This window comes from Pseudomyxococcus flavus (genome assembly GCF_050038885.1).
Classification (GTDB): Bacteria; Myxococcota; Myxococcia; order Myxococcales; family Myxococcaceae; genus Myxococcus; species Myxococcus flavus.
The window spans coordinates 3,012,345-3,037,315 of the sequence record NZ_CP143624.1 but is presented as its reverse complement, the minus strand read 5'-3'; the positions used below and the strand labels follow the sequence as shown (position 1 = coordinate 3,037,315).

Sequence of the window (24,971 nt, the reverse complement as noted above, 5' to 3'; positions counted from 1 at the left end):
CAGGGGTTTGACCCATGTGGCGCCGGGCCCTTACGCTCCCTGCTCATTCGTGACGCCGAGGGGGCGAGACTCACCGTGGCTTTCAACATCGACCGCTTCCGCGAGGAGCGCGTCTACAGATGCAGCGGCCCCCTCAGCGAGCTCCGGGCGGACCTCGACAGGCTTCGCCTCCTGGACATGGCCGTGGAGAAGTCGCGGCGGGAATGGGGACAGGCGGCGCTCCTCTGCCTGGGCGCGGCCGTCGTGGCCGTGGCCGTCCGGATGACGGCGGAGGCGGGCCCCGAGCATGCGGGCCTCCGGCAGCTCTCGATGGGCGCGGCCGTGCTACTGCTCGCGGGGACGGTGGGCACCTTCGTCAGGTATCTGCGCTTCAGGCGGCTGGACCTGGACAACCGTCGCTACACGCTGGCGTCGCAGGTCCTCCACCGGCTGCGCCAGGACATCGGCGCCCGCGCGCCGGTGAAGCTGGTGCTCGACTTCACACCGGTGGATGGCGAGGAGAAGCTGCTCGGAAAGCGCGTCACGCGGAGCGGCTGGAACGTGGAGGACTTCAGCGACCCGTGGTTCACCCTCCAGACGCGGCTGCTGGATGGGACGCACCTGCGCATCGGCATGGTGCAGCGGCTGCAGAAGCGCTCGCGCACGCGGCGCAGCAGCAGCGGCAGGTACAAGACGAAGCACCGCAAGCGGAGCTGGGCGGTCATCCAGGTCCTGCTGCGCGTCAAGCCGGAGCGGCACCCGGACCTGGCCCTGCTCGAGCCCGAAGCGCGGCAGGCGGTGAAGCTGCCGGTCGGCGTGTCTGTCGCCCGGCTCCAACTGGACGAGGACCGCATGTTCCTGCGCACCGTCGTGGAAGGAGAGTGGTCCGCGGGCCAGGCCGTCGAGACGGGCTCGGAGGTGGACGCCCCGCGAGCGGTGGTGATGATGCTGCTGAGCCTCTTCCAGGTTCTCAACTACTCCAAACACCTGCACAAGCAGGCGAAGGCTTCGTGATGATGGGCATGGGCCGCAGCTTCATCGGTTGTTCCCTCGCGGCGCTCGTGAGCGTCACCGGCTGTACCCAGTCGGGTGAGACCGAGGCACAGGCACCGCGGAAGCCCGCCGCCCAGGCGCGCCCCGTCGACGCGGCGGATGCGGTGGGGCTCCAGGGCACCGTCAAGTTCAAGGAGGACGGAGGCCGCGAGCGCTTCTCCCTCAAGCCCAAGGAGAATGGCGCCAAGCTGGTGGACGCGGAGGACCGCGAGCTGGCGCGCTACAAGTGGAAGGGGGCGTCGCTGAAGGTCTCCGGCCCGGATGACGTCGCGCTGGGCTATGTCGTCGGCTCCGCGGGCGGCGCGCTCACCGTGCGCGATGGCGAGCAGCGGCAGGTGCGCTTCACGCTCGCCCGGCAGGGGGCGGGCTGGCGCCTCAACGACATGAAGGGCGCGCTGCTGTATTCCGTGTGGCCGGAAGACGAAGGCGCCCGCATCCAGGACGGCGCGGGCGCGGACGTGGCGCGCGTGAAGGTGCGCGAGGGCAAGGTGTCCCTGCGCGACGCGGAGGGCCGCACGCTGCTCTCCACGAAGTCGTTGCTCGGCGCGGAGGCCGCCGCGTGCCTCGCCTTCGAGGCGGTGGACCTGCCCCTGCGCATGGCGCTGCTCTTCCACCTCCAGGCGCCGCCGTCCACGGAGCCGTCCCAGCCATGAGCGCCTTCGTCTGTCAGGAGAACGTGGGCTTCCTGTTCACCCACGCCTGCGGCAACGAGGCCGGCCTGGCGTGCATGCAGTGCGCGAAGCCGCTCTGCGAGCAGCATGTGACCTCCGTGGGCGTGGAGATGCTCTGCGCGCAGTGTGCCCGGGAGCACGCGGACTACACCGGGGACCGGAGCGGGGTGAGCGAGGACCACCCGAGCTACTACTACGACAACTACGGTTACTACGGCGCCGCCACGTCCACCTCCTCGTCCTGGGGGAGTGGCGCGTCCGGCGACGCCAACGACTTCACCGAGGCCGACGGCGAGAGCCTCCGCCGCGAGGACGAGGCCTCCTTCGAGGAGGACATGGGCGGGAGCTGATGACTGGCCGCTGGCTCGTCTATGCGCTGGGAGGCGGCATGGGGCACCTCACCCGTGCCTCCGCGCTGGCGCGTGCGGCCGCTCGCCGGGGCCATTCGGTGGTCCTGCTCACCAACAGCCCCTTCGCGTCCGGCCTGCCGCTGGAGGCCGTGCTGGGGGCCCGCGTCGACGTGCTCCGGCTCAGCCCGGCGCTGGGGCGGGAGGCGGTGGGTGAGGTCGTCGCCCGGTGCCTCGAGGACGTGCGCCCGGACCTGTTCGTGGTGGATACCTTTCCGCGCGGGCTGGGCGGCGAGCTGGTGCCGCTGCTCCCCGCGGTGCGCGCGCGCAAGGTGCTCATCCACCGCGACGTGAATCCCGCGTACGTGAAGCAGTACGACCTGGCGCGGGCGGTGGACCGGTTCGACCTGCTGCTCGTCCCGGGAGAGGACGCGCCCTTCGCCAGACACCCTCGCGCCGTGCGGACCGCGCCCTGGCTGCTGCTGAGGCCGGGAGAGCTGCTGCCCCGAAAGCAGGCCCGGGCCCGGCTGGGCGTGCAGGCGGAGGATGCGCGCGCCCTGGTCGCGGTGATGGGCTGCGGCACGCCCGCGGAAGTGGATGAGGCGGGCGCCATCGCCGCCCGGCTCGATGGAATGCTGGGCGCGCGGGCCGTGGTGCGGTGGCTGGTGCCGCCCGGGACGGAGCGAGAGGTGCCGGGCACACGCGGTCGCCGGTCGCTGGCGGAGAAACACCGGGCCCTGCGTGCCCCCGTGTGGCCCGCGCTGGCGGTGCTCCCGGGCGTGGACGTGCTGGTGGGGGCAGGGGGCTACAACACCGTGCAGGAGGCGCGTGCCACGGGGACGCCCTTCGTGGCGCTCGCGCGGCCGCGGCTCTATGACAGGCAGGGCATGCGGCTGCGCCCCGAGGAGCTCGCCAGCTCCGTGGAGGAGTTGGTGGCGCGAGCCGTGGCGCTCGTGGACGAGCGGCCGGCAAGAGGGCCGGGCCGCTACGTCAGCGGGACGGAAGACGCGGTGACGCTCATCGAGCGCGCCGTCCTCAGTGCTTGAGGTCCTTGTGGCCCGGCGCCGGGTCGATGCCGTGCGCCATGATGAAGTGGTAGAGCGCCTGCGGGTCTTCCTTGGGCCCGCCCATGAGCTCGACCAGGAAGTGCCCCTGGGCGCCCGTGTCCGGGTCGGGGGCGACGTTCACTTCCGTCACCTCGCGGCCGGGGATGACCAGCTCGCCCACCAGCACCTTCCCCTTGAGGACCTGGACGATGTGCTGGCGCTCCTCCTCGAGGAGGGCCCAGTGGAAGTCGTCATGGTCATACAGCATGGCGTCGACGGAGCCGCACCTCAGGATGCAGTGCGTGTGCTCCTGGAGCCAGCGCCAGAAGCCATCGAATTTCAGGGTGCGTACTGGCTGGGAGATGATGTCCATGGAGACCTCTCGCTCGTCGGTCAGGGCGCTTGCCGACCCCGTATCGCCCCTCCCTAGCACGGCTGGCGCCGGCGGGGCGGCCCCCTTTTCCGGGAACCCCTGGTACGTAACCACCCGCGGTCCGGTCCGCGAATCTCGCCGGCACCAGACGTGTTCCTCCTCTCGGAAATGGGGGCGGACGTCGCGCCCCGGAAAGCCGGTGAGGCGCGCGATTGAAGGCCCCTATTGGACAGCCTCGTGTTTCCTACGGACGACGCTCCACCCGGAGCGGTTCCATGAGCCTGCGAGCCTGGCTGGGCGCCACCATGGGCGTCCTGGCGCTCCTGACGCTTTCGGCCGCTGCCCTGCTCGTCGTCCTGACGAACGTGCTGGACCATTCCGCCGCGACGCTGGGCACGGCCGTCGAGGGCATCCGATTGTCCGAGGAGCTGGAAGTGGGCCTGCTGGCGCACGACCGCATGGTGCGCGAGGGGCCGGAGAAGGTTCCCCGAGGGCCGGGAGGCCTCCTCCGGTACGAGCTCGAGGCCTCGCTGTACCGGCAGATTGGGGAGCTGCGGCGCATCGCCTCGACGGACCTGGACCGCGCGCGGCTCGACGCGGTTCGCGAGGACATCGATGCCTACTTCTCCGCGCAGCGGGACCCGGCACGGGCGGAGAGGGAGGCGGGGCCGGCGCTGGACGCCGCGTTGGAGGGACTGGAGCAGGTCATCGCCGCCAACGTGGAGGGCGCGCGGGCGGCCCGGAGCCAGGCGGAGCGGTGGAACGACATGGCGGACTCCGCCGGGGTGGTGCTCTGCGCGTTGCTGCTGGTGGGCGTGCTCATCGTGAGCCTGCTGCTCCGGCGCGTGGCGCTCCAGCCGCTGCGCGACATCAGCCAGTCCATGCGCCGCTTCGGCGCGGGCAGCAAGAACACCCGCGCGCCCGAGGCGGGGCCCGCCGAGCTGCGCGACATGGCCCGGACGTTCAATGAGATGGCCAACAGTCTGACGCACCAGCAGGAGCAGCAGCTCGCCTTCCTCGCGGGCGTGGCCCACGAGCTGCGCAACCCGCTGTCCGCCCTCAAGTTGTCCACAGCCCTGTCGGACCGGAGCCGCGCCCGGCTCACCCCCGAGCGCATGGACCGCACCCTGGCCCTGGTGGACCGGCAGGTGGAGCGCCTGGACCGCATGGTGGGTGACCTGCTCGACGCCACCCGCATCGAGGCGGGCCGGCTGGAGCTGCGGCCGGAGGTGCGCGATGCATGCGAGCTGGCGCGAGAGGTGGTGGAGCTCTACCGCTCCGGTGTCACCGGCCACGTCCTTCGCCTCTCCGTCCCGGACGCGCCGGTGCTGGTGCGGGTCGACCCGGCCCGGCTGGAGCAGGTGCTGCACAACCTCATCAGCAACGCGCTGAAGTACTCGCCGGCCGGCAGCCGCGTGGAGGTGCTCGTCCGGCGCGAGCAGGACGAGGCCGTCCTGTGCGTGACGGACGAGGGCATTGGCATCTCCGACGAGGAGAAGCGCCTGCTCTTCGCGCCCTTCCAGCGCGCGGGCAACGCCCGCCAGCGCGCGCCGGGCGTGGGCCTGGGGCTGTCGGTGGCCCGGCGCATCGTCGAGGCCCATGGCGGGAGCATCGACGTGGTGAGCCAGCCGGGCCATGGCTCCGTCTTCTGCGTGCGGCTGGCCCTGGCCGCCGAGCCCGCCGTGCTGCCGGAAGAAGGCGGGGGGATGGTGCCGCCCCAGGACACCCTGCACTGAAGCGGCCCTGGGGGCGGGGCGAAGCGTTGCATGCCGCGCGTCCGCGCGAAGAGGGCGGATGCGCTCGGGCAAGGCCCGACGTACCTTCGGGGCCCAACCATCAGGAGTCGCCTGCCCTTATGAAGACCCTGCGCCGAGTCGCGCCGCTTGCCGCCCTCCTGGCCCTGGGAGGGCTGGGGGCGTGTGCCTCCCGCCAGCAGGTGCCGGCCGCCGCGAAGCCCGAAGCGCCCCAGGCCGCCACACCCGTCGTCCAGTCCACGGAGGGCGGCTTCTCCGTCGCGATTCCCGGTCCGGTGAGCGAGGAGCGCCGCTCGCAGGAGACCGATGTCGGCGCGGTGACACTCCACACCTTCATCTCGGTGCGCTCGGACGTGGATACCGCGTACTACGTCTCCTACACGGACTTTCCCCCCGCGGCGGTGTCCCAGGCGGACCCGCGGGACGTGGTGGCCCGGGCCAGCCATGGCGCGCTGGAGGCGCTGGGCGCCACCGGGCTGTCCTCGCGTCCGCTGACGCTGAGCGGCTTTCCAGGCTGGGAGGTGGAGGGCGTGTCCGGCCCGCGCCACCTGCGGGGGCGCTTCTTCCTGGTGGGGCCCCGGCTCTATCAGCAGTTGCTGCTGCACCCGGAGGGCAAGCCGCCGCAGGACGCGGAGCGCTTCTTCGATTCCTTCCAGCTGGACCCGCAGGTGGCCGCGATGCTGTCGGGAGAGCGGCGCTCCTGAGCGGGGCGTGAGGGGCGTGGGCGGTGCGGGCTCGCCCCGTGGCTGCGCGGGCTCAAGGGCGGGGACTGCCACGTCTTCGTCATGCGGCGCGACTGAGCGCCTGCCCCCGCGCCCTGGCGGCGCTCACGGCTTCGCGCCGCCCTTGCCCTTGCGCAGCCTTCCGGACAGCTGCGTCATCGTGTCCTGACGGCAGGTCAGGGTGTGCTCGAGCGGGCTGAATCCCCGGCGCGTGAGCTTCACCGTCACGGGGGCGCCCGCCAGGCAGTCCAATGTGACGGACAGCGGGGTGGTGCCTTCCTTCCGGCCATTCACCGACAGGGTCGCTCCCGGAGGCACGGTGTCGACCATGAGCACGCTGACGCCTTCCATGAACGCGTGCTGCTCACGGACCTCTCCCTCGGGGACCTCGGCGGGGGTGTCGAACTGGGGCGCGAGCGTCGTCTCGGGGCGGGCCGCGGCCAGCTCCTCCCGCGTGGGTGGTGGCTCGCCGGCGTGCCGGAGCGCTGGCAGTGCGAGGAGTCCCGCGGCCAGCAGACCACAGGCCGCGCCGCCGAGCCGGAGTGCCGCGGCGAGCGCGCTCGGCGGTGGGGGCGGGGGCGGCGTCGGGATGTTCCTCCGCCGAGGTGTCACGCCTCCTTCGAGGTGAGACGCCGGGGACGCATCGCGAGGCACGTCCGCCGGCGCTTGCTGCGCCTGGAGGTGAGCCATTTCCTCGGTGCGTCCCATCAGGGACTGGGACCAGGTGTCGGGCTCGCCGGAGGACTCCGGGGCCTGACCCCGGTTGGAGAAGGGAGAGGTGCTCACGGGGGTTGCTTCCTCGGAAGGGAGTTCAGCCGCCGACGACGCGGAACACTTCGCGCAGCGACGTCGCACCGGCTCGCGCACGTTCGACGCCCGCGGCCAGCAGCGGCACCATGCCCTCCTGGGCGGCGAGCTCCTGGATGCGGGAGCTGGGCACCTTGGCGTTGATGGCGTCGCGGATGCTCTGGGAGACGACGAGCATCTCGTAGATGGCGGTGCGGCCCAGGTAGCCACTGCCCTCGCAGCGCTCGCAGCCCACGGGTCCGAAGAAGTTGCCCCGGGCGATTCCCGCGGCGTCCAGCCGTATCGCCTCTTCCGGCGTCAGCGGCAGGGGCGCGCGGCAGTGCGGGCAGAGGCTGCGGACCAGGCGCTGTGACAGCGTGGCGGCCGTCGCGGACGCGAGCAGGAAGGGCTCCACGCCCATGTCGATGAGGCGGTTGAACGCGCCCGCGGCGGAGTTCGCGTGGATGGTGCTGAGCAGCAGGTGGCCGCTGAGGCCGGCCTGGATGGCGGTGCGGGCCGTCTCCGAGTCGCGAATCTCGCCCACCATGATGACGTTGGGGTCCTGCCGGAGCACCGCGCGCAGGCCCTGCGCGAAGTTGAAGCCCTGCGCGGCGTTGACCTGCGTCTGGGCGAAGAGGGGGACGTCGAACTCGATGGGGTCCTCGATGGTGGCGATGCGCGTGAGCTCGCCGCGGGACTGCTGGATGTGGCCCAGCGAGGCGTACAGCGAGGTCGTCTTGCCGCTGCCGGTGGCGCCCGCCACCAGGATGAGCCCCTGGGGCAGCGCGAGGAGCTCCTGGTACTTCGTGAGCAGCGCGTCGGGGAAACCGAGCGCCGACAACTGGGGCAACCGCACGCCGGTGCGCGCGATGCGCAACGCCACCGCCGCGCCGTGGTTGGTGGGGAGGATGGAGACGCGGATGTCCGCGGGGCCTTCGTCCGTGGACAGGGGGAAGTGTCCGTCCTGGGGCTTGTCGAGGTCGTAGAGCGGCAGCTTGGCGAGGACCTTCACGCGGTTGATGAGCCGCGGGTGGTGCTCGCGCGGGAAGACGAGCACCTCTTCCAGCACGCCGTGCAGGCGGAACGCGATGCGCGTTCCGGCTTCCAGCGGATGGATGTGCACGTCGCTGGCACCCAGGCGGATGGCGCCATCCATCAACTGGTTCATGAAGGCGATGATGTCCGGGTCGGGCTTCAAGGCGAGGCGGCGCAGCCGCTGCCCCAGCTCCACGAGCAGGGTCCTGACGGCCGTGGCCGTGTCGTGGGTGAGCACCTCGAGCGGGGACATGCTGGGGCCCTTGGCCAGCGGCTTCGGCCGGGGCTCGCGGTGCCGCGCGCGGCGGGCCGCCACGCCGGAGGCGTAGCTCAGGCCCAACGCCAGGACCGCGCTCCCGGCGAGGAGCGGTGACATCACGCCACGGAGGTAGCGGCCACCTTCCTGGAGCGCCGGGCCTGCGCCGAGCGAGGCATGCCGGTACACCCATACGCCGGCACCGCCCACCACCGCGAGGACGGCCAGGGTCCATAGCAGGTGGGCCATTCGATTCATCAGCGCGGTCATGAGGGGCCGAACGCTAACATCGCGGTCCTGGCGCCTCCAATGCGACCTGGGGTGTGGCCGGGCTTCAGCTCGAGGAGGTCAGGCGCGGTGGGCGCATTCTGACCCCCCTGGGAATCCGAGCGACGGGCTCAGCGGTCCTCGAACATCGCCTGGATGACGCGCCAGGCGAGCTCGACCTCTCGTCCCGAGCGGAGGGACAGGTAGTCGCAAATCTCCGCCACGGCGTTGGAGCGCTCGCGCTCGAAGCTCTGGAAGAGCGTCTTCAAGGAGACGTCGAGCCCCCTGGCGAGCTTGCCGAGGGTGTCGAGGGAGGGAGAAAAGGAGCCCCGCTCGATGCGGCGGATGGCGTCCACGGACAGGTCGCTGCGCTCAGCGAGGGCTTCCTGGGTGAGCTCGCGGGAGGTCCGGAGCTTGCGCACGTGGTCGCCGAACCGGCGGTGCAGACGCGTCCAGTTCGCGACCTTGTTGTTCCGTTTCTCCATAAGAGGGAGCGGATAATTTGGGGCATCCCGGTCCCAAGTGAAGGGAGGATGTTCTGGGCTTGACCCTGCATTTGCGCCGGGCCGTTTCTCCCGCAACTTCCGTTGTCACACAGGCATCCAGAGCCGCGCCGCCAGGAACGCGGAGTGTGAGGCCCGGGGCTGCCTCTCCAGCAGGCAGGGAGACGGCGGCTGGGAACATGCGGACCCAGGGGCTTTCGTCTACGCTGGCGCCTACATGACGCATCTGGAAGTCGGGCGGGGCGGCCGGCGGACCTGGTTCCCGGTCCTGCTCGGTGGCCTGCTGACCGCCTGTGACATCGGGTCCCCGCCGCGCGCCACCACTCCGCCGCCCGCGCTCCCCGTGCGAACGGAGCCCGCCGCTCCCTCCGTGCCAGTGCCCACGCCCGAACCCGAGCCCGCGTTCCGTCGGGTAATGCCGCCCCGTCCCGAGCGGACCGGGGCGGTGCAGGCCCAGGCCGAGAAGCTGGGCGCGCCCGGAGCCCGGGTGGAGGACCCCTGCCTGGTGCCCGCGGGCAACGGCTGCGCGCGCACGGCGCTGACGCCCTTCTTCACGTCGCTGGACGCGCTGGCCTCGGGCACCGCGTCCGGCCCTGTCGTCATCGAGGCGTTTGGCAACTCGCTGATTGCCGGCGACCGCATCGTGGACGTCCTGCGCGACGACCTGTCCGCGGCCTACGGGAGCGCGGGGCGCGGCGTGTTGCTGGTGGACCGCATGGCGCCCTATGGCGGGCGTGGCCGCACCAGCGCGAGCAGCAGCGGGTGGCAGCCGCGCACGCTGGGCGAGCTGCGCGCGCCGCCGCTGCCGTTCGGCATCACCGGCGTGTACCACGTCGCCACCCGCGCGAAGGCCCGCAGCCGCTTCAAGCTGGAGGGGGAGTCACGCGGGACGCTGTGGTGGCTGGATGTGCCGGAGGCCGGCGCGCTGACGGTGATGAGCGAGGGACAGGTGCTCGCGAGGACGGAGCCCGTCGGCGATGGCACGTCGCGCGCCACCCACTTCGAGCTGCCCGAAGGCGCCCGCACGCTGGACGTGGTGGCCGAGCGGCAGGGCGCGGTGGTGCAGGGCGTGGTGCTGCAGCACGCGCGGCCTGGCATCGTCCTGGACACGCTGGGGGTGCCTTCCTCGGACGCGGCGCTCTACGCGCGCGTCGACGACGCCGCGCTCGCGTCCCAGCTCGCCGAACGCGCGCCCCGGCTGCTGCTCTTCTTCCTCGGGGGCAACGAGTCCAAGCGCATCGAGTGGAAGCGCCTGGACATGGAGAAGTTGCGCGCGGACCTGCGAGCGCTGCTGCGCCGCATGCGCGAGGCCGCGCCCGAGAGCGCTTGCATGCTGGTGGGGCCCATGGACGCGGTGCGCGGTCCCGGCGCGAAGGCGCAGGCGCTGACGCAGCGGCCTTCCCTGGAGGCCGTCAACGCCGCCGAGCGGGAGGTCGCGCTCGCCGAAGGGTGTGCCTTCTTCGACTTCTACGCCGCCATGGGCGGGAAGGGCGCGCTCGCGCGCTTCCACGCGGCGGGCTTCATGCATGATGACCTGGTGCACCCGCGTGGCGCGGGGCTGGACGTGCTGGGGCACCTGGTGACCGACGCGCTGCTGCGCGCCTATGTGGAAACGCCGCCGCCCGCGCGCGGCGTCGCGGCCCTGACGCCCGCGAAGGTGGATGCCGACGAGCCCACCGCGGAGGTCACGCCATGAGCAGGTGGTGGGTGAAGTCTGCCGCGGTGGCGCTCCTGGCGCTGGTGATGCCCGCCTCGTCCTGGGCGGCTGCGCCCCGCGCCGCGCTGGCGATGACGTGCGAGCCCGCGTCCCTCGACGACGAGTCCACACCGCGCGCATTTCCCAAGGAGGTGCGCGCCGCGCTGGACGCGATTGTGCGCGCCGAGCTGTCACAGGGGCCTGCCGCGGGCCTGTCCGTGGGCGTCACGCGCGGCCCGTACCGCTGGGTGTGTGCCTATGGTTACCGCGACGTGGCCCGCCGGCTCCCCGCGACGCCGCGCACCACGTACCGCATGGCGTCCGTCACCAAGTCCTTCACCGCGGTGGCGGTGCTCCAGTTGGTGGAGCAGGGCAAGCTGGACCTGGACGCGAACATCTCCACCCTGGTGCCTGCCTATCCGGCCAAACAGTGGCCCGTCACCGTGAGGGACTTGCTGGGGCACCTGAGCGGCGTGCCCACCTATGACGGGTACGCCTCCAGCCGCAACGTGAAGGTGATGAGCACCGAGGCGGCCATCGCCGTCTTCGCGGACAAGCCGCTCGCCTTCGAGCCGCGCACCCGCTACCTGTACACGACGTGGGGCTACAACCTGCTGGGCGCGGCGGTGGAGGCCGCTTCCGGGAAGTCCTACCGCGACTACCTGCGCGAGCACGTCTTCGCGCCCGCGCACATGGCGTTCGCGGACCTGGACATCATCGCGACACGCGATGCGCATCAGGCCAAGGGGTACCGGGTTGTCGGCGGTACGCTGAAGCCTTCGCGCTTCCTCGATGTGTCCAGCCGCTTCGGCGGTGGTGGGACGCGCGCCACGGTGACGGACATGCTGGGCTTTGGCCAGGCCGTGCTGTCCCACAAGCTGGTGTCTCGCGAGACGATGGGCCGGATGCAGGCGTCCATGGCCACCACCGACGGGCGCCTCACCGACTACGGCATGGGCTTCGCCACCTACCCGGTGCGCGGCCACTACGTGGTGGCCCACGCGGGGGGCCAGCCCGAGACGACCACGATGTTGATGATGCTCCCCGCCGAGGACACGGTGATTGCCCTGGCGTCCAACGTGGAGGGCGAGGCCCGGCGCATGCGCCGGCTGTCCACGCGCTTGATGGAGCAGTTGGTGGATGACGCCGTCACGCGCCGCGAGGCCTACGTGGCGGATCCGGTGGACGCGGTGCTGTACGAGGGACTGAGCCGCGTCGCCAGCTACGGGCTGGCGTACCACCAGTGGGCCACGCGGGGCCCGGGCTCGCTGCCGGAGGAGTCGGACCTGCCAGGGGCCTTCGCGAGCGTGTCCGCGGCGCTGAGCCGGAAGGAGATTGGCCGGGACGCGCGTGCGGCGCTGGAGCGCATCCGCAGCGGGCATGAACCGCGCTCGCGCTCTGTCTTCATTCGCGTGGGCGCGCACATGGCCCGCACGCTGGAGAAGCTGCACGGCGCCGCGCGCCTCCAGGCATATCCCACCGAGGGGCCGCTGGCCTTCTTCTCGGACTACCTGGCCGCGTGCGACGCGCAGAAGGTGCCCGAGCCGGAGCGCTTCGGTGAGCCGCTGCGGGGGGACGTGCTCCGGCTGGCCGAGCGCTGGAAGCGCACGCAGCTCCCCGCGCTCCAGCGCGTGCGCCTGGACGAGGAGAAGGACCCGGAGACGCGCTGGGCGGCGGTGCGCAAGTCCGTGGCCGCGTCGCCTGGTTTCCATCCGGACTATTCGGACGAGCTGCTGCGCATCGCGGATGGCCATGCCTGGCGCAAGCAGCAGACGGCGCGGCGCCGCTGGCTGGAGCGGGCGGTGGAGCTGCAGCCCCGGGGCGTGGACGCCCGCTGGGCGCTGTCCGAGGCGTTGCTCGCGGCGAACCCGGAGGAGGCCGTGCTGCCGCACCTGCGCGAGGCGGTGGTCACGCCGCAAGGGGCCCTGGCGCTCGCGCCCAAGAACTTCTTGAAGCGCCTTTTCAGCGTGGAGTCCACCGCGGTGGCAGCGGGGCTGCTGCGCGCGGGCGTGGCGCTGCACCCGGATGCGCCGGAGCTCTGGGACGCGCTGGCGAAGCGCGAGAAGGCCCTGGGCCGAAAGGCGGCGTCCGCCGCGGCGCTGCGTGAGGCGAAGCGGGCACGGGAGGCCCCCAAGCCGGTGGTGGCACCCGCGTCGCCTGTCAGTGACGAGCCCGGGGACAGCGCGGTGCCGGACGACCACGGGCTGGTGCCAGCGGCGCCTGCCAGCGAGGCGCCAGGAGACCGCGCGGTGCCGGACGACCACGGGCTGGTGCCCGTGGGAAAGTAGGCGTCACGACCGGCGCCGGGGCTTCAGAGGGTGAGGGTGGCTCGCGGCTTCAGGTCTCCCTCCAGCACGCACTTCACTGAAACGGGCTTGCCCCTGAGCGTGGACGGCTTGAAGCACCACGTCTCCAGCGTCTTCTGGAGCCTGGCGTCCATGCGCAGGCGTGGCGTGTGGGTAAGCGAAAAGCCGCGCGCGGGTTTCGCCGGCGCACTCATGCCAGGATGGGGGCACGTATGCGCATCCCGTGTCCCCGATGTCAGGCCTTCGTCGTGCCCGGCGCGGAGCGCTGCGCCTGGTGCGGCACCTCGCTCCTGGTGGAGGCCGCTCCCGGCTCCTCCGACCCCGTGTGCGCCGTTCATCCGGAGCTGCGCAGCCTGCACGCGTGCGGCCGGTGCGGCAGCTTCGCCTGCGCGAAGTGCCTGCGAAAGGGGGAGCGGGACGAGCCCATCTGCGCCTCCTGCCATGAGCGCGTGCCCGCGGATGCCCTGCCCTGGGACCAGCGCGCCGAGCTGGGGACGCTGCGGGCGTTCTGGCGGACGTGCCTGGCGGTGATGCTGCGTCCCGCGGCCACCTTCGAGCGAGCACGGCCGGAGGGCTCGATGGGCAGCTCGCTGGGGTTCGCGACGCTGTCCCACCTCGCTGCTTCCTGCACCACGTTCCTTGTCTACATGTCCATCGTGCTCCTCATCCCGCGAGAGCTGCCGGAGAGCGACAACGTCGATCCGGTCGCGCTGAGCCTGATGTGGGTGGGCCTCATGGGCGTGGGACTCGTGCTCTCGCCCATCGTGGGCATGCTCGCCACGGTCGCCAACGCTGCCCTGGACCATCTCGTGTTCCGGCTGAGCGGCACCGGCCAGCCCTTCGAAGTCACACTGCGCGCCAACGCGCTGTCCCTGTCGCCCTACCTGCTAGGGCTGGTTCCCCTCTGTGGCATGTACATCGCGCCGCTCTGGGTCCTGGGCCTGCGCTTCTATGCGTACCGGGCGCTGCACCGCACGGGATGGGGCACCGCGGTGCTGGGCGCCCTGGCGGCACCACTGCTTTCCTGCGGCCTGGTGTTTGGCGTCTACGCGTTGGTGCTGCTCGTGGGCTTGAGCCCCGGCGGCGCAAGGTAGCGCGGGGGCGCTAAGGAACCGTCGCCGCGGTGACGGTGTGCTGCCGGGGCCAGAAGCGCGCGCCGTGGACACCTTCCAGCGCGGCGAGGCGCTTCTTCGTCTTCGCGTCATAGACGCGGGCGGACCGCTCCGCGGAGACGAGCAGCAGGTGCCCGCGCATCCGCAGCGCCACTGCCGAGGTGGGCGCCAGCGCGAGCTGCTCCGGCTCCACCAGCTTGTCATTCACCTCCCAGCGCAGCGGCAGCATGAGCGTGGGCAGCTCGCCCGCGGCTTCCCAGGCGTAGAGCAGGCCCTGCTGGGTCTCCATGGAGACCCACATGCCGTAGGCCGTGTGGCCGCGGTCCTTCACGACCGCGTCGAGCCGGGCCGCGTCCTCGTTGCCCTCCACCAGCTCGGACTCCGCGAGCCTGTCGGCGTCCGGCGTGACGGTGGAGGACGTCAGGCGGCTCGCCGTGGCGAGGGCCTGCGTGCCCGCCGCGCCGTCCGTTTCAAAGAGGCTGACCACCGTCTCGAGGTGCTTCCACTGGCCCGCGTCATGGCGGTACGCGTGGGCCAGGCCCGGGCTGCCCTCCGCGTCAGGGATGAGGTAGCGCTTGCCCTCGTGGAGGAGGTACTCGCGGCCGCTGTCCATCTTCCGCTGGAGGTTCTCCAGCTGCGACACCAGCGCGACGACGTGGCCCTCTTCGTCGAAGCCCACGGTGTCCGTGTGGCCGAGCTCGGGCAGGAGGAGCCGCGTCGTCTGACCGGACTCGAAGTCCACCTGCCAGGCGCGCGGGGGCAGCTCGCCGTTGCCCCGGTCCATCATCAGCCCCTGCCGGCCCCGAGGGCCCCAGGCGAGCTTCAGCCGCTCGCACGCCGCATCCACGGTGGCGAGCGGCTTGCGTGTGCCTGTGGACTCATGACGCGTCCAGGTACAGCCCGAGGGGGACGCGGCTTCGAGGAAGGAGAGCGTGTAGCTGGGCCCAGGCGCCGTCGGGGCGGAGGGCTTGGGTGCGGGCGCCTCGGGTGCGGGGGCCTGGGACTTCTGGCAGGCGCTGCCCAGGAGCAGTGCCGAGCCAAGGACGAGGGCGGGGCCGAGACGGTGACGCATGTTGCGCTCCAGCGAGAAAACGGCCCTCCAACATGGCAGATGGTTGGCCCTCAGAGGAAGTCACCCCTGGAGTACCTGTCGTGTCCGCACCGGGGTTGTTTGGACCTCCTCGCTTGCTTTCCAAGAAGGCTTGCAGTGTGGCTGGTGAACATGGGGTGGCTGGTGAAGTTGCAAGTCAAAATCACTACGAGCATGCTCGGCGCATGTCATTGGTCCAGTCCGTCGAGGCCCTGGAGCGAGCGGTTGGCGCGCGTTCGCTGGGCGTGATGATGAAGTCGCTGGATTCGCTGGACTCACACTGTGTCCAGTTGCTCGGATGTTCCTCGTTCGCGGCGCTCGGCTACATCGATGTGGATGGGCATGCGCGAGCAACGGCGGTCGGAGGACCGCTGGGGTTCGCGACGGTCGTGGACCCGGGGCACCTGCGCCTGACGTTGGCCGAGCCCATTCCGCTCAACCCCACGGTGGGGTGCGGGCTCTTGTTCTTCATTCCCGGGCTGGGGGAGACGCTGCGGGTGAACGGGCGCGCGACGTTGGACGGGCGCACCTTGTCATTCACGGTGGAGGAGGCCTTCATCCACTGTGCGAAGGCCCTCATCCGCTCGGGGTTCTGGAAGCCGCCAGCGGAAGTCCCACCGGCCGCTTCGGGAGACGGCGCTCCGGGCGCATGGGACGGGGACCCGGCGGTGCGGGGTTGGCTCTCGCGGACGCCTTTCGTGCTGCTGGCGTCGTGGGATGCGCAGGGGAACGCGGACATCAGCCCCAAGGGGGACCCGCCCGGGTTTCTCCGCCTGGACGGCACGCGGGTGGCCGTGCCGGACCGGCCCGGAAATCGGCGGACGGACACGTTCCATAACGTCCTCGAACAGCCCCGCGTGGCGCTGCTGGCGCTGATTCCTGGTGAGGCGGAGGTGCTGGAGCTCTCCGGTGTCGCGTCGCTCTCCGTCGAGGCGGCCTTGCTGGAGTCGATGGCGGTGGGCGGCAAGGTTCCGAAGATGGCGCTGCTCCTGGACGTTCACGCCTCGCGCATCCACGCCAGCCAGGCCATCACCGGGTCGGGACTGTGGGACGTCTCGCGGCACGTCCCCGCGGACCGCTTGCCGAAGATGGCGGATGTGTTCATCGACCACCTCCGCCACAGCCCTCACCGTGGCGCCGCCGCGACGACCCTGCGAGCGCTCGCCTCCAAGCGAATGATGAGCTGGGCGCTGGAGCTCGACTACAAGAAGAACCTCTATTGATGATGGGGCCTGCCGCTCACGGCATCGCGGACCACTGCTCCACCTCCTGCTCGCGAGCCCGCAGCAGCTCGCGCCCCAGGGCTACGGGATAGCGCGTACGCGCGGGCGCCAGCGCGCGAATCTCGGGCGGCAGCCGTGACACCTCGCGCCGGGCGTGCTCGCGAATCTCCGTCAGCGTGGGCGATGCGTCCGGCAGCCGCCGCCCCGCACGCATCACCGGCTGGAGCAGCGGCCGTCCAGGCGCCCCTTCATCGCGGCACGTGAGCACGTCACCGCGCGCCACGCCGCCCTCCTCGCGCCGGTAGATCTGCTTCGCCCCCGGCAGCAGCACCTTGCCCGACGACAGCTTCACCCGTGGCCGCCCCGCATACGCCACCAGCTTGTAGGCCATGTCCAGCGCGGGGGCGTCCGACGACACGCCCATCGCCGTGCCCACGCCGAAGCTGTCGATGGGCGCGCCATGCGCCAGCAGCGTCGCCACCGCGTCCTCGTCGAGCCCGCCGCTCGCGTACAGCCGCACCTGCTGGAGCCCCGCCTCGTCGAGCAGCTCCCGCGCCGCCTTCGACAGCGAGAGCAGGTCCCCCGAGTCCAGCCGGATGGAGCGCACGTGGAAGTCCTCGCCCAGCTCGCGCGCCAGCCGGATGACGTGCTGCACGCCGCGCAGCGTGTCGTAGGTGTCCACCAGCAGCGTGGCCTCCGGGTACACGCGCGCGAAGGCGCGGAAGGCCGCCAGCTCGTCGTCGTGCGCCTGCACGTAGCTGTGCGCCATGGTGCCCGCGAGCGGAATCCCGTACCGCTTCCCCGCGAGCACGTTGGACGTGGAGCCCACGCCCGCGATGTACGCGGCGCGCGCCGCCTTCATGCCCGCGTCCGTGCCGTGATGCCGCCGCAGGCCGAACTCCATGACGCCGCGCCCCGCGGCGGCCTCCACCACGCGCGCGGCCTTGGAGGCCACCGTCGTCTGGAAGTGCACCTGGTTGAGCAGGTACGTCTCCACCAACTGCGCCTCCGGCAGGGGCGCGCGGACCTCCAGCAAGGGTTCCTCGGCGAACACCGGCGTGCCTTCCGCGACGGCGTCCACGTCACCGCTGAAGCGGAAGCGCTCGAGCCACCCGAGCAGCCGGTCCGAGAAGCGGCCCTGGGCCGCCAGCCAGTCCAGCGCCTCCGCGTCGAAGCGCAGGCGCTCCAGATATCGCAGGGCATCGTCGAGTCCCGCCGCCAGCAGGTAGTTGCGCCGGGCCGGGAGCTTGCGTGCGAAGAGGCTGAAGACCGCCTCGTCCCACATGCCTTCCTCGAGGTAGGCCTCCGTCATCGTCAGTTGGTAGAGGTCCGTCAGCAGCGCGGTGTCTTCCAGACGCTTCATGTCGGGGGCTCCGCTCGATGGTGGACTGGCGCTTGCGGTTCAAGCTAGGCCCTGGGCACGCCATGCGCTCCCGCGCCTCGGCGGTGCTTCGTCCTCAAGCCCGCTGCCCGGCGAGCAGGCATCCACCCAGCCCGCACCTTTTGCCGCCCTTGCCCTGGCTGCGCATCTTTTGCGCGGCTGTCGAGGTCCGATGGCCTGGGGGGCTGCATGGAGCAGACCTTGCACTGACGCTGGCCGTATGCGGCGGGAATGGGCTCGTCGAGCAGGGGAGCAGACATGCTGGTGGCGGTCTTCGACACACACCGATACGACCGGGACGCGCTGGAAGCCGCAAACGCGCGTTTTGGACATGCGCTCACCTACTTCGAGCCCCGGCTGACACTCCAGACGGCGCCGCTGGCGGAGGGGTTCCCCGCGGTGTGCTCCTTCGTCAATGACAAGGTGGACGCGGCCACGCTGGAGGTGCTGCACGAGGGCGGGGTGCGGCTCGTGGCGGCTCGCTCGGCGGGCTACAACCACGTGGACCTCGAAGCGGCGCGGCGGCTGGACATGCGCGTGACGCGCGTGCCGGAGTACTCGCCCCACGCGGTGGCCGAGCACGCGGTGGCGCTCGTATTGTCCCTCAACCGCCACATCCCGCGCGCCTCCTCGCGGGTGCGTGACTGGAACTTCTCGCTCGACGGGCTGGTGGGCTTCGACCTCGCCGGCAAGACGGTGGGCGTGGTGGGCACGGGCCGCATCGGCCGCGTGGCGGCGCGCATCTTCAAGGGCTTCGGCTGCGACGTGCGCTGCTACGACGCGGCGCCGGACGCGGCCTTCGAGCGCGAGCTGGGCGTGCGCTACGCCACGCTCGACACGCTCTTCGCCGAGTCGGACATCATCTCCCTGCATGTCCCGCTCACGCCGGGGACACGGCACCTGGTGGACGCGGCGGCGCTGGCGCGGATGAAGCGGGGCGTGCTGCTCATCAACACCGGCCGCGGCGCGCTCATCGACAGCAAGGCCCTGGTCGCCGCGCTCAAGGCCGGCCACATCGGCGGCGCCGGGTTGGATGTGTATGAAGAAGAGGAGGGCGTCTTCTTCCAGGACCTCTCCGGGCAGGTGCTCCAGGACGACGTGCTGGCGCGGCTGCTCACCTTTCCGAACGTGCTCATCACGTCGCACCAGGCCTTCCTCACCCGCGAGGCGCTCGCCAACATCGCCGAGACGACGCTGGCGAGCATCAAGGCCTTCGAGCGGGGCGAGCCCCTGCTGAACGAGGTGCGCGCCGAGCAGGTGCTCCGCGCGCGTTGACAAGCCACGCCCCACCCGAACCGGGAGCTGCCATGTCCATTGTCTGCGCCACCAACTTCTCCGATTCCGCGCGGCGGGCCTCCACGCTGGCCGCGGAGCTTGCCCGCAAAGCGGGGACGTCCCTGTGGCTCGTCCACGTGCTCAACCCCGACTCCGTGCGCGCCTTTGGCAAGGCCCTGCTGAGCTCCGCCGAGGCGGTGCTGAGTGACGAGACGAAGCGCCTGGAGGCGCTGGGGGCGAAGGTGGAGCCGGTGCTGCTCACCGGCGAGCCCGCGGTGATGCTGGAGGCGTTCTGCCGCGAGCAGTCCGCCTCGCTGGTGGTGGCGTCCCGGCCCGCCGACGGGTCGCCCTTCGGCGGCGAGGGCGGCACGGTGGACCGCATGGCGCAGTCGCTGACGGTGCCGCTGTTCGTCGTGAAGGACCCGGCGCCGCTGGAGGCGTGGGTCCGGGGCGAGCGGCCCCTGAAGGTGCTGCTGGGCGTGGACCGCTCCCTGCCCTTCGAGGCCGCGCGCGACTGGGTGCTGACGCTGCGCAAGGGCGGCCCGGTGGACGTGGTGGGCGGGCGCGTCTACTGGCCCGAGGAGGAGGCCCGCCGGCTGGGGTTGCATCAGCGCCAGGAGTACGGCGAGGCCTCGCCGGAGCTGCGACAGGCGATGGAGCGGGAGAGCGCGGAGCTGATGGCGCCGCTGGCCCAGGACGGGAAGCCCGCGCGCCTCCGGGTGGAGCCGGGCGTGGGGCGCATCGCCGACCACCTGGTGGAGCTGGCCGACCTGGAGCAGGTGGACCTGCTGGTGGTGGGCACGCACCACCGCCGGGCGCTGGGGCGGCTGTGGAGCGTGTCGCGCCACGCGCTGCGGCTGGCGCGGATGTCCGTGGTGTGCGTGCCGTCGCAGGCCCTGGCGGTGGGCACGGAGACGCCGCTGCCGGAGTACCGCGAGGTGATGGTGGCCACGGACTTCTCGGAGACGGGCAACCGCGCGGTGGCGTATGCCTGCGCCTTGACGGCACCGGGGGGCACCATGCACCTGGTGCATGCCACCGAGAAGAAGCCATCCATCGAGGAGGAAGCGCAGCTGCGTGAGCAGCTCTCGGCGCTGGTGCCCAGGGCGGCGCGCGACCGGAACGTGCGGCTGGAGGTCATCTCCGGCAGCAAGGACGTGGTGGCCACGCTGGCCCAGGCCGCCGAGCGGCTGGGGGTGAGCGCCATCGTCATGGGCACCCACGGGCGCTCGGGCTGGAAGCGCGCCGTGCTGGGCTCGGTGACACAGTCCCTGCTCCTGCGCACGGACCGGCCGGTGCTGGTGGTGCGCCCCCCGGCGGCGTGAGCGGGACGGGACGCCTCCTCAGGAGGCGTCCACGTCCACGTAGGCGCGCTTCGCCAGCACGGACACGAGGCGGCCTTCCGGCATCACGTAGGCGGAGAGCTTGCCGCCATACACACAGCCGGAGTCCAGCCCGATGGCGTGGGGATGCCGCTGGATGCCGCGCATGGCGTCGTGGCCGAAGATGACCAGCTCCGGCCCGGTCCACAGGCTGGCCCAGGGCACGCCGCCGTCCACCCGCTTCGACGGCGTCCCGTCCGACAGGATGCTGCGCAGGTTCAGCAGCTCGTCCTCCTTCTGGGCCTCCAGCGGCACGCCCGGCACCAGCCCGCCGTGGACCGCCACCACGTTCAGCTCGGGGAAGCAGCGGTACAGCGGCTGTGCCTCCAGCCACGCCCAGTCCTCGGGTGTCAGCGTGTCCAGCACCTGCTGGTGCTCGGGCTTGAGCTTCTTGCCGCGCGGCGCGCGGCCCGCGTGCCAGCGCAGCACATGGGCGTCATGGTTGCCCCGCACCGCGAGGAAGCCCTGCTCACGCGCCCGGCGCACCACGCCCGCGGAGTCCGGGCCCTTCGCCACCAGGTCCCCCACCAGCACCACCCGGTCGCCCGGCTGCCAGTCGCACTGCGTCAGCAGCGCGTCCAGCTCCTCCAGGCACCCGTGCACGTCTCCAATGAAGAGCGTTCGCATCCGCTCATCCTTTAATGCGCTTTGCCCAGGCGCGGAAACCCTCTGTCGAGTGGCGGGCGTTCATGGCGCCGCCGCGGCTGGAATGTGTGAGGGCCTGGGCAGGCTGGCACGCCAGGCGTCCACCTCTTCCAGCGGCTCCCGCCCGGAGGTGCCGAGCGCGACCAGCCGCGCTCGCGCATCCTCCGCCAGCCGCAGCGCGCGGGGGCGGTCCTGCTTCGCATCCCACAGCGCCCGTGCCAGGAGGAAGCGCGCACGGGCCTGCTCGCCGGGAGCCTGCGCCGTCTCCGCGGTGCTCGCGACCACGCGCTCCAGGAGCTCCGCGGCCTGGAGTGGCCGGTGCAGCGCCAGCAGCGTGCGGCCGAGGTCCAGCAGTGTGCCCGTGCGGTAGCCGTAGGCATCGTCCTCGCGCGCGTCGAGGATGGCGCGCGCGCGCTCGAGGTAGGGCAGGGCCTCCGCGTAGCGCCGCTCCATCATCAGCAGCGTGCCCGTGGCCCGGAGCGTCTGCGCCACGTAGGGATGCTGGGCGCCCAGGCGCTGCTCCAGCGGCGCGAGCATGGCGCGGAAGCGGGTCAGGGCCTCCTCGGCGCGGCCCGCGCGCGCCATCAGCGTGGCCAGGTTGCCCAGGGTGATGAGGGCGCCCGCGCCATCCGCCCCCTCGACCTTCAAGGCGATGTCGAGCGCGCGCTCCTGGAGCCGCAGGGCCTCCTCGGAGCGATTCATCCGCTGGAGGGCCGCGGCCAGGGCATTGATGGCGGAGGCCACGTCCGGGTGCTCGGGGCCGAGCGCGCGCTCGAAGACCTCCAGCGCGCTGCGGGCCAGGGCCTCCACCTGCTCGACCTCGCCCTTGCGCCAGTGGGCAAAGGCCAGCTCGAGCTGGGCGCGCGCCACGTCCGGATGGCTGGGCCCCAGCGCCGCGAGGCGGGTGCCCAGTGCGTGCTCGAAGAGCTGCATCGCCTCGTCCCGGCGAAGCTGGGCCATGCGCGTGGCGCCCAGCTCCAGCCGGACGTCGCTGACCTCCAGGCTGTCGGGCCCGTACGTGGCTTCCAGGCGCGAGAGGGCGGCCTCCTGCTGCTCGGCCGCTTCCGTGTAGCGCCCCTCGGCGAAGAGGAGCGCGCCGACGCGCGCCTGGAGCTGCGCGCGCAGCACATCGTCACCACCCAGTCGCTCGATGGCGGCGTCCGCGCGCTCACGCCAGCGGTGCCCCAGCGCGTGCTGGTCCAGCACGTAGCCAGAGGCATGCACCAGCCGCGTCCAGGCGCGCGCGGCCGCCACGTCATTGCGTCCTGCCTCCGCGTTCCACACCGCGTGGAGGTAGGTGGCCTCCGCCACCTTCGGCTGGCCCGTGTCTTCGTGCAGCTTCCCCAGCAGCAGCAGGGCGTCCGCGATGCCGTGGCGGTCGCCCGCGTCCTTCGCCGCCTGCACGACGGGCTCCAGCATCGACACCGCCTCCGTGTACTTGCCGGCGGCCCTCAAGGCGCGCACCCGGACCAGCGTCTGTGCCCGTGCCTGCGTGGCGGCATCCGTGGGCCGCGGCTCGCGTGCCGCCAGGGCCGCCAGGTCCGAGCACCGTTCCAGGGGTGGCAGCGTCTCCGCCGCGCGCGCGGCCAGCTCCACGGTGCCCGCGTCCGCCCTGGCGAAGAGCTGGGTGAGGGCGGCCACCTCCGCCAGCCGGCCGTCGAGGCAGTGCATGCGCCGCGCGAGCACCTGCTCGGACTGCTCGCCTCGCACGCGCGTGGCCTCGCAGGCGGAGGTCCGCATCGTCACCCATTCGGCGGTGTACGCGTCCAATGTGCGACGCACGCGCAACCATGCCGCCGGCGCGAAGGGCTTGCCGGTGGCGAGGAAGGCGGCCTCGATGGCGCGTTGCTCTTCCGGCCCCCACACCTCGGTCATGACCTTCTGGGCACCCTCGCAGGCGCGCGTCCGGCTCGCGTGCACCGCGTGGGTGAGGCCCACCGCGGCCAGCAGCAGCGTCGCGCCTCCCACGGCCGGCAGCCAGCGCTTCCACCGCGAGGCCGGGTCGTGCTGGAGCGCGGCCAGCAATTCGTCCATCTGCGCGTACCGGTCCATGGCGCTGATGGACAGCCCGCGCAGCAGCACGCGCCGCAGCCAGGGCGGGACATGCGTGCCCCGGGGGGCGGGCGGCACCTTGCCGGCGCGCATCTCCGCCACCAGCGCGGACACGGTGGTGGCGGGGAAGGGGCGCTCGCCGTAGAGGGCCTCATACAGCGTGACGCAGAAGGCGAACTGGTCGCTGCGCGCATCCGCGTGCGCGTGGGCCTCCAACTGCTCGGGGGCCATGTACGCGGGCGTGCCCCCCGCGACGGGCGTCACGTCGTCCAGGGGATTGGCGCGGCGCGCGAGCCCGAAGTCGGTGACGCGCACGCGGCCGTCCTGGCCCACCAGCAGGTTCTCCGGCTTGAAGTCGCCGTGCACCACCCCCGCCGCGTGCGCGGCCACCAGGCCCCGGCCCGCGTCCAGGAAGAGGGCCAGCACCTGCCGCCAGGGACGCGGCGAGGCCCGCAGCCACTCGCGGAGCGTGCGCGCGTCCACCAGCTCCATCGTCAGGAACACCTGCGGCCCGAAGGTGCCCACGTCGTAGACGGGCACCACGTGCGGGTGCGAGACGCGGGCCATGGCCTGGGCTTCGTGCAAGAGGTGCGCGCGGCCCTGCTCCGCCTCCAGGCCCAGGGCCTCCACGCGCAGCAGCTTGAGGGCCACGCGCCGGTCCAGCTCCGGGTCATACGCGCTGTAGACGACGCCCATGCCTCCGGAGGCCAGCCGCTCCAGCACGAGGTAGCGGCCCACCGCGGTGCCCTTCGGCAAGGACGGCCCCTCGCCCCGGGGTGGGCCCGGATGGGTCAGCACCGTGGTGCGTCCGGAGGCGTTGTCCTCGGGGAGCTGCGCCCGCAGGGCCTCGGCCACCATGCGGCGACACGCGGGGCAGGCGTCCAGGTGCGCGTCCACCTCGGCGGCGCGCGAGGGCGGCAGGTCGCCCAGCAGCAACCCCATGAAGGTGTTCTCGTCCAGGCAGGCCATGGGGGGGACGTCAGCGCTCCAGCCGAGAGCGCAGCAGGCGGCTGAGGCTCACGTCGAGCTGGCTGGAGATGAGGCGCAGCACGCTGTCGAGCTGCGACGCGGTGAGGCGCAGCCGCTCGGTGAGCAGCCGCCGCGTGTGCCCGAGCAGGGCTTCCTGGGCGCCGAGCACCCAGCGCGCCGTGGTGGAGCGGTGCACCCCGTACAGCGCGCCGAGCTGGTCGATGCTCAGCCCGTCCAGGTACTTCAGGCGCAGCACGTTGCGCTGGCGCGGCTCGAGCGCCACGAGCGCGGCGGAGAAGCAGGCGTTGAACTCGGCGCGGTACGTGCGCTTGAGGTAGGCCAGCTCGGGGTCGTCCTCGGGGGACACCAGCAGCGACAGGTCGCCGTCATCGGTGGCCGCGGCTTGCCCGCAGTGCTGACGCTGCCAGTCCAGGGCAATCCACAGCGCCGCCGCGCGCACCCAGCCACTCAGCGGGCCCGTGCCGGGATAGGCCGCCAGCCGGGCCGGTGTCTCCGCGCTGCCCACGAGCATGCGCTGACGCAGCAGCTGGCGCACCTCGTCCACGCCCGAGGGCGGCAGCCGGAGCCGCGTCACCGCGACATTCACCTCCGGGAGGTAGCGCGCCTCGAACGCGGAGAGCGCGCTCGGCAGCCCGTCCGCCGCCGCGCGGGCGAGGTAGACGTCCGGCAGGGTCAGCGACTCCACCTCCGCCGAGGTGCCGTCACCGGGGAGCAGCCGGGCGAGGTGGCTGGCGAAGCGGGGGCCTTCCAGGTCCACGCCGGGCCAGGGCGCGCGCGCCACCGCCAGGGCCTGGACCAGCCGTGCCTGGAGCGGAGGGAGCGACTCCGGCGAGGCCGGTGCGCCACCCCGTGCCGCGACGAAGGCCTGGGCCAGGGACACGTCCATGGGGGACTCGCGCGAAACGATGGCACCGCCTCCGAAAAAGCGCCTCGGGCTGCTCAACCGCCGAGGGCGAAGATGCTTCCCCAGTGTCCCTTCTCGCAACGAGGCGAGGAGGACCCACGCGGGGCGTCCCTGCTGTCCGCC

At 72.1% G+C, this 24,971-nt stretch carries 22 protein-coding genes; 12 read left to right on the top strand and 10 right to left on the bottom strand.

The features are described from left to right. Positions 1-75 precede the first annotated feature (75 nt). From VZL07_RS12805 to VZL07_RS12790, 4 genes are read left to right on the top strand one after another with little or no spacing between them, the layout of a single operon-like run. Complete coding sequence (locus VZL07_RS12805; protein ID WP_426755797.1) at positions 76-993, top strand: hypothetical protein; 918 nt, start codon at positions 76-78, stop codon at positions 991-993. Beyond that, positions 993-1,685, top strand: a complete 693-nt coding sequence (locus VZL07_RS12800) for a hypothetical protein (RefSeq protein WP_426757288.1) — start codon at positions 993-995, stop codon at positions 1,683-1,685. The genes VZL07_RS12805 and VZL07_RS12800 overlap by 1 nt, the downstream gene beginning before the upstream one ends. Next, positions 1,682-2,053, top strand: coding sequence for a hypothetical protein (locus VZL07_RS12795; protein ID WP_426755796.1), 372 nt, complete (start codon positions 1,682-1,684; stop codon positions 2,051-2,053). Before VZL07_RS12800 ends, VZL07_RS12795 begins: the two co-directional genes overlap by 4 nt. Beyond that, the gene (locus VZL07_RS12790; protein ID WP_426755795.1) at positions 2,053-3,096 is read left to right on the top strand and encodes a hypothetical protein; all 1,044 of its coding nucleotides are present in this window, start codon (positions 2,053-2,055) and stop codon (positions 3,094-3,096) included. The genes VZL07_RS12795 and VZL07_RS12790 overlap by 1 nt, the downstream gene beginning before the upstream one ends. Here VZL07_RS12790 and VZL07_RS12785 read toward each other — a convergent pair. Continuing rightward, positions 3,086-3,469: a serine/threonine protein kinase gene (locus VZL07_RS12785; RefSeq protein ID WP_163783216.1), complete on the bottom strand. Its 384-nt coding sequence runs from the start codon at positions 3,467-3,469 to the stop codon at positions 3,086-3,088. The two genes, VZL07_RS12790 and VZL07_RS12785, sit on opposite strands and share 11 nt — an antisense overlap. A 275-nt stretch (positions 3,470-3,744) precedes the next feature. Here VZL07_RS12785 and VZL07_RS12780 point away from each other — a divergent pair, with 275 nt between their 5' ends. Together VZL07_RS12780 and VZL07_RS12775 are read left to right on the top strand one after the other, a co-directional pair. After that, positions 3,745-5,205: a HAMP domain-containing sensor histidine kinase gene (locus VZL07_RS12780; protein ID WP_426755794.1), complete on the top strand. Its 1,461-nt coding sequence runs from the start codon at positions 3,745-3,747 to the stop codon at positions 5,203-5,205. Between the two features lie 119 nt (positions 5,206-5,324). Beyond that, positions 5,325-5,927, top strand: a complete 603-nt coding sequence (locus tag VZL07_RS12775) for a hypothetical protein (protein ID WP_426755793.1) — start codon at positions 5,325-5,327, stop codon at positions 5,925-5,927. 123 nt (positions 5,928-6,050) lie between these two features. Here the strand turns inward: VZL07_RS12775 and VZL07_RS12770 are convergent, their stop codons facing one another. From VZL07_RS12770 to VZL07_RS12760, 3 genes are all read right to left on the bottom strand, one after another. Next, positions 6,051-6,731, bottom strand: a complete 681-nt coding sequence (locus VZL07_RS12770; RefSeq protein ID WP_426755792.1) for a PEGA domain-containing protein — start codon at positions 6,729-6,731, stop codon at positions 6,051-6,053. A gap of 25 nt (positions 6,732-6,756) precedes the next feature. Further along, positions 6,757-8,280, bottom strand: a complete 1,524-nt coding sequence (locus VZL07_RS12765) for a GspE/PulE family protein (protein ID WP_426755791.1) — start codon at positions 8,278-8,280, stop codon at positions 6,757-6,759. 140 nt (positions 8,281-8,420) lie between these two features. Continuing rightward, the gene (locus VZL07_RS12760; protein WP_426755790.1) at positions 8,421-8,774 is read right to left on the bottom strand and encodes a helix-turn-helix domain-containing protein; all 354 of its coding nucleotides are present in this window, start codon (positions 8,772-8,774) and stop codon (positions 8,421-8,423) included. A 235-nt stretch (positions 8,775-9,009) separates the two neighbouring features. Between VZL07_RS12760 and VZL07_RS12755 the strand changes: the two genes are divergently transcribed. Together VZL07_RS12755 and VZL07_RS12750 are read left to right on the top strand one after the other, a co-directional pair. Then, entirely contained in the window at positions 9,010-10,488 is a 1,479-nt protein-coding gene (locus VZL07_RS12755; RefSeq protein WP_426755789.1) for an SGNH/GDSL hydrolase family protein, read from the top strand. After that, complete coding sequence (locus VZL07_RS12750) at positions 10,485-12,776, top strand: serine hydrolase (protein WP_426755788.1); 2,292 nt, start codon at positions 10,485-10,487, stop codon at positions 12,774-12,776. Before VZL07_RS12755 ends, VZL07_RS12750 begins: the two co-directional genes overlap by 4 nt. Positions 12,777-12,799: 23 nt before the next feature. Here the strand turns inward: VZL07_RS12750 and VZL07_RS12745 are convergent, their stop codons facing one another. Further along, positions 12,800-12,928 carry a hypothetical protein gene (locus VZL07_RS12745; protein WP_426755787.1) on the bottom strand — a complete coding sequence of 43 codons (129 nt, stop codon included), beginning with the start codon at positions 12,926-12,928 and terminating at the stop codon, positions 12,800-12,802. Between the two features lie 78 nt (positions 12,929-13,006). Between VZL07_RS12745 and VZL07_RS12740 the strand changes: the two genes are divergently transcribed. After that, on the top strand, positions 13,007-13,888 hold the full coding sequence (locus VZL07_RS12740; RefSeq protein WP_426755786.1) for a YIP1 family protein: 882 nt from the start codon (positions 13,007-13,009) through the stop codon (positions 13,886-13,888). A 10-nt stretch (positions 13,889-13,898) separates the two neighbouring features. On the opposite strand, the gene VZL07_RS12735 is transcribed toward VZL07_RS12740, so the two are convergent. Further along, entirely contained in the window at positions 13,899-14,978 is a 1,080-nt protein-coding gene (locus VZL07_RS12735) for a hypothetical protein (protein ID WP_426755785.1), read from the bottom strand. Positions 14,979-15,181: 203 nt separating this feature from the next. On the opposite strand from VZL07_RS12735, the gene VZL07_RS12730 reads away from it, so the two are divergent. Beyond that, positions 15,182-16,219: a pyridoxamine 5'-phosphate oxidase family protein gene (locus tag VZL07_RS12730; protein WP_426755784.1), complete on the top strand. Its 1,038-nt coding sequence runs from the start codon at positions 15,182-15,184 to the stop codon at positions 16,217-16,219. 16 nt (positions 16,220-16,235) lie between these two features. On the opposite strand, the gene VZL07_RS12725 is transcribed toward VZL07_RS12730, so the two are convergent. Further along, the gene (locus tag VZL07_RS12725) at positions 16,236-17,582 is read right to left on the bottom strand and encodes a nicotinate phosphoribosyltransferase (protein WP_426755783.1); all 1,347 of its coding nucleotides are present in this window, start codon (positions 17,580-17,582) and stop codon (positions 16,236-16,238) included. A gap of 276 nt (positions 17,583-17,858) precedes the next feature. Here VZL07_RS12725 and VZL07_RS12720 point away from each other — a divergent pair, with 276 nt between their 5' ends. Continuing rightward, complete coding sequence (locus VZL07_RS12720; protein WP_426755782.1) at positions 17,859-18,875, top strand: 2-hydroxyacid dehydrogenase; 1,017 nt, start codon at positions 17,859-17,861, stop codon at positions 18,873-18,875. A gap of 32 nt (positions 18,876-18,907) precedes the next feature. Next, on the top strand, positions 18,908-20,200 hold the full coding sequence (locus tag VZL07_RS12715; protein ID WP_426755781.1) for a universal stress protein: 1,293 nt from the start codon (positions 18,908-18,910) through the stop codon (positions 20,198-20,200). Positions 20,201-20,218: 18 nt separating this feature from the next. Here VZL07_RS12715 and VZL07_RS12710 read toward each other — a convergent pair whose 3' ends face one another. From VZL07_RS12710 to VZL07_RS12700, 3 genes are read right to left on the bottom strand one after another with little or no spacing between them, the layout of a single operon-like run. Further along, positions 20,219-20,884 (bottom strand): metallophosphoesterase, encoded by a 666-nt coding sequence (locus VZL07_RS12710; RefSeq protein ID WP_426755780.1) that lies wholly within the window; start codon positions 20,882-20,884, stop codon positions 20,219-20,221. Between the two features lie 60 nt (positions 20,885-20,944). Beyond that, positions 20,945-23,923, bottom strand: a complete 2,979-nt coding sequence (locus VZL07_RS12705; RefSeq protein WP_426755779.1) for a tetratricopeptide repeat protein — start codon at positions 23,921-23,923, stop codon at positions 20,945-20,947. Positions 23,924-23,933: 10 nt separating this feature from the next. After that, the gene (locus VZL07_RS12700; RefSeq protein WP_426755778.1) at positions 23,934-24,830 is read right to left on the bottom strand and encodes a sigma-70 family RNA polymerase sigma factor; all 897 of its coding nucleotides are present in this window, start codon (positions 24,828-24,830) and stop codon (positions 23,934-23,936) included. Between the last annotated feature and the right edge of the window lie 141 nt (positions 24,831-24,971).

Coding starts and splice junctions, on each gene's coding strand:
- VZL07_RS12800 (WP_426757288.1), top strand. CDS start 993: ATGATGGGCATGGGCCGCAGCTTCATCGGTTGTTCCCTCGCGGCGCTC.
- VZL07_RS12795 (WP_426755796.1), top strand. CDS start 1,682: ATGAGCGCCTTCGTCTGTCAGGAGAACGTGGGCTTCCTGTTCACCCAC.
- VZL07_RS12790 (WP_426755795.1), top strand. CDS start 2,053: ATGACTGGCCGCTGGCTCGTCTATGCGCTGGGAGGCGGCATGGGGCAC.
- VZL07_RS12785 (WP_163783216.1), bottom strand. CDS start 3,469: ATGGACATCATCTCCCAGCCAGTACGCACCCTGAAATTCGATGGCTTC.
- VZL07_RS12780 (WP_426755794.1), top strand. CDS start 3,745: ATGAGCCTGCGAGCCTGGCTGGGCGCCACCATGGGCGTCCTGGCGCTC.
- VZL07_RS12775 (WP_426755793.1), top strand. CDS start 5,325: ATGAAGACCCTGCGCCGAGTCGCGCCGCTTGCCGCCCTCCTGGCCCTG.
- VZL07_RS12765 (WP_426755791.1), bottom strand. CDS start 8,280: ATGAATCGAATGGCCCACCTGCTATGGACCCTGGCCGTCCTCGCGGTG.
- VZL07_RS12760 (WP_426755790.1), bottom strand. CDS start 8,774: ATGGAGAAACGGAACAACAAGGTCGCGAACTGGACGCGTCTGCACCGC.
- VZL07_RS12755 (WP_426755789.1), top strand. CDS start 9,010: ATGACGCATCTGGAAGTCGGGCGGGGCGGCCGGCGGACCTGGTTCCCG.
- VZL07_RS12750 (WP_426755788.1), top strand. CDS start 10,485: ATGAGCAGGTGGTGGGTGAAGTCTGCCGCGGTGGCGCTCCTGGCGCTG.
- VZL07_RS12745 (WP_426755787.1), bottom strand. CDS start 12,928: ATGGACGCCAGGCTCCAGAAGACGCTGGAGACGTGGTGCTTCAAGCCG.
- VZL07_RS12740 (WP_426755786.1), top strand. CDS start 13,007: ATGCGCATCCCGTGTCCCCGATGTCAGGCCTTCGTCGTGCCCGGCGCG.
- VZL07_RS12735 (WP_426755785.1), bottom strand. CDS start 14,978: ATGCGTCACCGTCTCGGCCCCGCCCTCGTCCTTGGCTCGGCACTGCTC.
- VZL07_RS12730 (WP_426755784.1), top strand. CDS start 15,182: ATGTCATTGGTCCAGTCCGTCGAGGCCCTGGAGCGAGCGGTTGGCGCG.
- VZL07_RS12725 (WP_426755783.1), bottom strand. CDS start 17,582: ATGAAGCGTCTGGAAGACACCGCGCTGCTGACGGACCTCTACCAACTG.
- VZL07_RS12720 (WP_426755782.1), top strand. CDS start 17,859: ATGCTGGTGGCGGTCTTCGACACACACCGATACGACCGGGACGCGCTG.
- VZL07_RS12715 (WP_426755781.1), top strand. CDS start 18,908: ATGTCCATTGTCTGCGCCACCAACTTCTCCGATTCCGCGCGGCGGGCC.
- VZL07_RS12710 (WP_426755780.1), bottom strand. CDS start 20,884: ATGCGAACGCTCTTCATTGGAGACGTGCACGGGTGCCTGGAGGAGCTG.
- VZL07_RS12705 (WP_426755779.1), bottom strand. CDS start 23,923: ATGGCCTGCCTGGACGAGAACACCTTCATGGGGTTGCTGCTGGGCGAC.
- VZL07_RS12700 (WP_426755778.1), bottom strand. CDS start 24,830: ATGGACGTGTCCCTGGCCCAGGCCTTCGTCGCGGCACGGGGTGGCGCA.